5 protein-coding genes and 1 pseudogene are annotated in these 5,221 nt (G+C 74.0%); 3 read left to right on the plus strand and 3 right to left on the minus strand.

Annotated features, from left to right (window positions below):
- From AA75_RS42850 to AA75_RS42860, 3 genes are all read left to right on the plus strand, one after another.
- Positions 1-1,166: CBS domain-containing protein (locus AA75_RS42850; protein WP_063794559.1), on the plus strand; the 1,166-nt coding region annotated here is incomplete at its 5' end.
- A gap of 97 nt (positions 1,167-1,263) precedes the next feature.
- Positions 1,264-1,785 (plus strand): DUF1003 domain-containing protein, encoded by a 522-nt coding sequence (locus tag AA75_RS42855; RefSeq protein WP_082527265.1) that lies wholly within the window; start codon positions 1,264-1,266, stop codon positions 1,783-1,785.
- 56 nt (positions 1,786-1,841) lie between these two features.
- Positions 1,842-3,002, plus strand: coding sequence for an Mrp/NBP35 family ATP-binding protein (locus AA75_RS42860; protein WP_033825967.1), 1,161 nt, complete (start codon positions 1,842-1,844; stop codon positions 3,000-3,002).
- Between the two features lie 366 nt (positions 3,003-3,368).
- Here AA75_RS42860 and AA75_RS42865 read toward each other — a convergent pair whose 3' ends face one another.
- From AA75_RS42865 to AA75_RS50605, 3 genes and pseudogenes are all read right to left on the minus strand, one after another.
- A complete protein-coding gene (locus tag AA75_RS42865; RefSeq protein WP_199520563.1) occupies positions 3,369-4,082 on the minus strand; it encodes a hypothetical protein in 714 nt (237 codons plus the stop codon).
- Positions 4,083-4,237: 155 nt separating this feature from the next.
- Positions 4,238-4,672, minus strand: a complete 435-nt coding sequence (locus AA75_RS42870; protein WP_033825968.1) for a sec-independent translocase — start codon at positions 4,670-4,672, stop codon at positions 4,238-4,240.
- Positions 4,673-4,858: 186 nt separating this feature from the next.
- Positions 4,859-5,221 (minus strand): annotated as a pseudogene (locus AA75_RS50605) (hypothetical protein); the annotation flags it as partial.

A 5,221-nucleotide genomic window follows, 5' to 3' on the forward strand; every position in this document is an offset into this window, starting at 1 on the left:
TCGGCCGGCGCCGGATCTTCCTGCCGATGACCAGGGTGACCAGCCTGGAGTCCGGCCAGGTGCTCACCACCGGCGTGATCAACATGCGCCGCTTCGAACAGCGCACCTCCGAGACCCTGGTCCTGGCCGAGCTGCTGGACCGCACCGTCACCCGGGTCAAGACCCAGGAGGAGGTCACCGTCCTGGACGTGGCCATGGTGCAGACCCGGGTCCGTGAGTGGGAGATCAGCAAGGTCTTCGTCCAGGTCGGCAAGGTCGGCCGGATCCGCAAGGGCAAGGGCGAGACGCTCACCCTGGACTGGTCCGCGGTGACCGGCTTCTCGCTCACCGAGGAGGGCCAGGGCGCGGCCAACCTGCTCGCCACCTTCGACCAGCTGCGCCCCGCCGACCTCGCCAACGTGCTGCACCACCTGTCGGCCAAGCGCCGGGCCGAGGTGGCCGCGGCGCTCGACGACGACCGGCTGGCCGACGTCCTGGAGGAGCTGCCCGAGGACGACCAGGTCGAGATCATCGGCAAGCTCAAGGACGAACGCGCCGCCGACGTGCTGGAGGCGATGGACCCGGACGACGCCGCCGACCTGCTCTCCGACCTGCCGGAGGAGGCCGCCGAGCGCCTGCTGCGCCTGATGGAGCCCGAGGACGCCGCCTCGGTGCGCCGCCTGCTCTCGTACGAGGAGGACACCGCGGGTGGTCTGATGACCACCGAGCCGATCGTCCTCGAACCCGACGCGACCGTCGCGGAGGCGCTCGCCCGGGTCCGGATCGCCGACAACAAGCCGGCGCTGGCCGCCCAGGTGTACGTCTGCCGGCCGCCGACCGAGACGCCGACCGGCAAGTACCTGGGCACCATCCACTTCCAGCGGCTGCTGCGCGAGCCGCCGTACACGCTGGTCGGCTCGATCGTCGACGACGACCTCGACCCGCTACCGCCGAGCACCCCGCTGCCGCTGATCACCAGCTACCTGGCCGCGTACAACCTGGTGGCCGCGCCCGTCGTCGACGAGACCGACCACCTGCTCGGCGCGGTCACCGTCGACGACGTGCTCGACCACCTGCTGCCCGACGACTGGCGCGAGGCGGCCCTGCACGGCGGCGAGGGCGTCGAGGGGGACGTCCTCGACGACGACACCCACGAGCGCGAGAGCGAGGCGGCCGGTGGACGCTGACCGGAAGCGACGGGACGAGAGCCCGCGCCAGCGGCTCCAGGGCGACCTGCGGCAGCTGCGCCAGCTGCGCGAACTGCGGGTCCGCGAGGGCACCCGGATGCAGCGCACCGAGAGCAGCGGCGGCGGTGGCACCCGGGTCCGGCTCGACCAGCCGCGCACCGCCCGTCCGGGCCTGATCAGCCTGCCCTCGTACGACCCGGAGGCGTTCGGGAAGCTGTCCGAGCGGATCGCCCGCTTCCTGGGCACCGGACGGTTCATCGTCTGGATGACGGTGGTGGTGCTGGTCTGGGTGATCTGGAACACCCTGCTGCCGGACAGCGTGCACTTCGACGACTACCCGTTCATCTTCCTCACCCTGATGCTCTCGCTGCAGGCCTCCTACGCGGCCCCGCTGATCCTGCTCGCGCAGAACCGCCAGGACGACCGGGACCGCGTCAACATGGAGCAGGACCGGGCCCGCAGCGACCGCAACATCGCCGACACCGAGTACCTCACCCGCGAGGTCGCCACCCTGCGCCAGGGCCTCGGCGAGGTGGCCACCCGGGACTTCGTCCGCTCCGAACTGCAGTCGCTGCTCAAGGAGCTGGACGAGCGGAGGGGCGCCTCCGAGGTGCTGTGACCGGCGGCACGCTACTGGGGAGTCGGGGGCGTTCCCCGGCGCCGTACCATCAAGGCATGGCCAACGAGACAGAGGTTGCGGCCGGCGTGACGGAGGAGTCCGTACGCAAGGCCCTGGCGACGGTGCACGACCCGGAGATCAACCGTCCGATCACCGAGATCGGGATGGTGAAATCCGTCGAGATCGCCGACGGCGGCGCGGTGCGCGTCGCGGTCTACCTGACCGTCTCCGGCTGCCCGATGCGCGAGACCATCACCAACCGGGTCACCGAGGCAGTCGGCCGGGTGCCCGGGGTGAGCGGGGTGGAGGTCGAGCTCGACGTGATGAGCGACGAGCAGCGCAAGGAGCTCTCCCAGCTGCTGCGCGGCGGCGCCCCCGAGCGGGAGATCGCGTTCGCCAAGCCCGGCACGCTGACCCGGGTGTACGCGGTCGCCTCCGGCAAGGGCGGGGTCGGCAAGTCCTCGGTGACGGTCAACCTGGCCGCCGCGATGGCCGCCGACGGCCTCAAGGTCGGGGTGGTCGACGCAGACATCTACGGCCACAGCATCCCGCGGATGCTGGGCGTCGAGGGCCGGCCCACCCAGGTCCAGGACATGATCATGCCGCCGTCCGCGAACGGCGTGAAGGTGATCTCGATCGGCATGTTCACCCCGGGCAACGCGCCCGTGGTGTGGCGCGGCCCGATGCTGCACCGCGCGCTGCAGCAGTTCCTCGCCGACGTCTACTGGGGTGACCTGGACGTCCTGCTGCTCGACCTGCCGCCGGGCACCGGCGACATCGCCATCTCGGTCGCCCAGCTGGTCCCGAACGCCGAGATCCTGATCGTCACCACCCCGCAGATGGCCGCCGCCGAGGTGGCCGAGCGGGCCGGCACCATCGCGCTGCAGACCCACCAGAAGATCGTCGGCGTGATCGAGAACATGTCGGGCATGCCCTGCCCGCACTGCGACGAGATGATCGACGTCTTCGGCACCGGCGGCGGCCAGACCGTGGCCGACGCCCTGACCCGCTCGGTCGGCGCCACCGTCCCGGTGCTCGGCTCGATCCCGATCGACGTCCGCCTGCGCGAGGGCGGCGACGACGGCCGCCCGGTCGTCCTGGCCAACCCGGAGTCCCCCGCCGCGGCCGCCCTGCGCACCGTCGCGGGCAAGCTCGGCGGCCGCCAGCGCGGCCTGTCGGGGCTGTCCCTGGGGCTCACCCCGAAGAACAAGTTCTAGCTCGGGCGCACTGTCCGCCCCAACGGCCCCGGGAGTACCCCTCCCGGGGCCGTTCCGCGTCCTGGAACCGGTACCGGTGCCCTTTCAGGGGCGGCGGGGGGAGATGCCGGGCGATGAGCGCCGCGATCGGCCGGTGGCGGGCCCGACCCCGGTGACGGGCGGGCCGTGCGGGCGCACGGTCGTACGGGCTCCGTCCGTCGGCCCCGTACGGCGCCGGGCGGTACCCCGTCCTCACCACCGCGCCCCGGATCGGCATCCCGCCCCCGGACGGCGGCCGGGACCCCGGACGGCGGGCGGCCCCGCAGGGGCGGACCGGGTGTTACCGCGCCCGCCCGCCCCCGGGCCCTGGCGGGCGCCGGCCGGCCGTCAGCGGCCGTGGTAGGCCGCGAGGTCGGGGACGGCGCCGAAGCCGACGCCGTAGGCGCTGACGCCGCGGCCGTAGGCGCCGAGCAGGACACCCGGGGCCTCACCGGCCAGCACCCAGCCGTACTCGGACTCGCGGTAGCGGAAGGGCTGGGGCAGGCCGCTCACCGGGAGGGTGAGCGAGGACCAGCCGGGGCCGTCCAGGTCGTCGGCGAGGTCCCAGGCGAGGTTGGACTGCTGGTCGAGCCAGTCCTGGCGCAGGCCGCGGTCGAGCTGGCCGGGCCAGGTCGCGGCCAGCAGCCCGGAGCCCGCCAGCCAGGCCGCGGACGAGGCCGAGGTGGCCTCCAGGGTCCCGGTGTTGTCCGCGCTGCGGCGCCCGGGTCTGCGGGCCACCGTCACCACCACCGCGAACCGGCGGGAGTCCCGGGCCTCGGGCTGCTTGGCCGGCTCGTCGCCGTGGCCGAGCGACCCGTAGTCCGCGCCGCCCTCGGCCTGCCCGGCGCGGGCCCCGCCCGGGCCGGCGCCGACCTGGCCGAGCCAGCGGCGGCCGGTCCAGCCGTCGTCCAGCCCGTACCAGGGGAAGTCGGCCGCCAGGTACGGCGCCAGCGGGTCCACCGGTGCCGCCGGCACCCTCCTGCCCGTCACCGGGCGCTCCGGCCCGGGGGCACCGGGCACCCCCGCCGGGGCCGTCCCCACCGCACGACTCGTCGCGTCCATCCGGCCGCCTCCTCCACACAGCTGTCCCGTCCCGCGGCGCGCTCCGGATCGGCGCCCCCCGCGGCATTCAGCACAATAGCGGCGGACACGGCTGCGCCCCGCTCAGCCGGGCGGCGGGGCGGGGCGCGATACGTCGGCGGGCGGACCCGGGAGGCTCAGGTGGCGTCCGGGTCGAACGGCGGGCGCTCGCCGGGCACGGGCGCGGCGGCCTTGGTCAGGTCGGCGGCGGCCGGGGCCGCGGCGGCGGCCGCGGCGACCGTGGCAGGAGCCGCACCGGCGGTCTCGCTGTTCAGCACCGACTTGATGTCCAGCCCGTCCTTGAGCTCCTTGAAGCCCAGCGGGTCCTCGTTGCTCCCGAGCAGCTGCTTGCGCACGAAGGTCTTCGGGTGGAGGTCCTGGAACTCGAAGTCCTGGAACTCCGGGCCCAGCTCGGTGCGGATGTCCTCCTTGGCGCTGTCCGCGAACGAGCGGATCTTGCGCACGAAGCCCATGGTGTCCTGGATCAGCTTCGGGAGCTTGTCCGGCCCGAAGATCACCACGGCCATCACGAGCAGGGTGATGACCTCGAGTGGGCCTATGTCAGTGAACACGTAAGCTCCCCAGCTCCTATGGACGAACCCGATGAGCTCTGCGGACAGCGGACAACGGTCATTACAGCGTAATGGCCACCGGCCGGTCCATGCCCCCACCGCGTGATGAAGCGGTGGTGAAGAGACCACCGGACCACCGGCGGCGCCCGCCGGCCGGGAGTGCGCCGGGAGGGCCCGCCGGGCGCCTCAGCGCAGCAGCTGGTGCGGGTAGCCCACGGGCGTCGCGGCCGGCTGGAACGGGCCCGGCTGCTGCGCCGTACCGGGTGACGGCGAGGAGGCCAGGTGGCGGACCGGGAAGTCCACCGGCAGCTCCGCCGTGACCGGGAGCACCGCGCCGGTGCCGGGACCGCGGACCGGGGTGACGGTGGTGCTCTGCTGGTCGTCACCGGCGCCGGTCACACCGCCGACCCCGCCGACCCCGCCGAGGGTCACGGCGGCGACCGAGAAGGCACCGGCGGCGGCGAACACGAAGCGCCGGCCGCGCGGCGGGGCGGGCCGGAACACCGGGGCCGCGGCGGCGGGCGCCAGCGGCCGCGCGGACGGCAGCAG

The sequence above is a fragment of the Kitasatospora sp. MBT63 genome, from assembly GCF_000710465.2.
GTDB lineage: Bacteria > Actinomycetota > Actinomycetes > Streptomycetales > Streptomycetaceae > Kitasatospora.

Bases quoted from the DNA above. Each gene is read 5' to 3' on its own strand.
- AA75_RS42865 (WP_199520563.1), bottom strand. From the start codon at position 4,082: ATGGACGCGACGAGTCGTGCGGTGGGGACGGCCCCGGCGGGGGTGCCC.
- AA75_RS42860 (WP_033825967.1), top strand. From the start codon at position 1,842: ATGGCCAACGAGACAGAGGTTGCGGCCGGCGTGACGGAGGAGTCCGTA.
- AA75_RS42855 (WP_082527265.1), top strand. From the start codon at position 1,264: ATGCAGCGCACCGAGAGCAGCGGCGGCGGTGGCACCCGGGTCCGGCTC.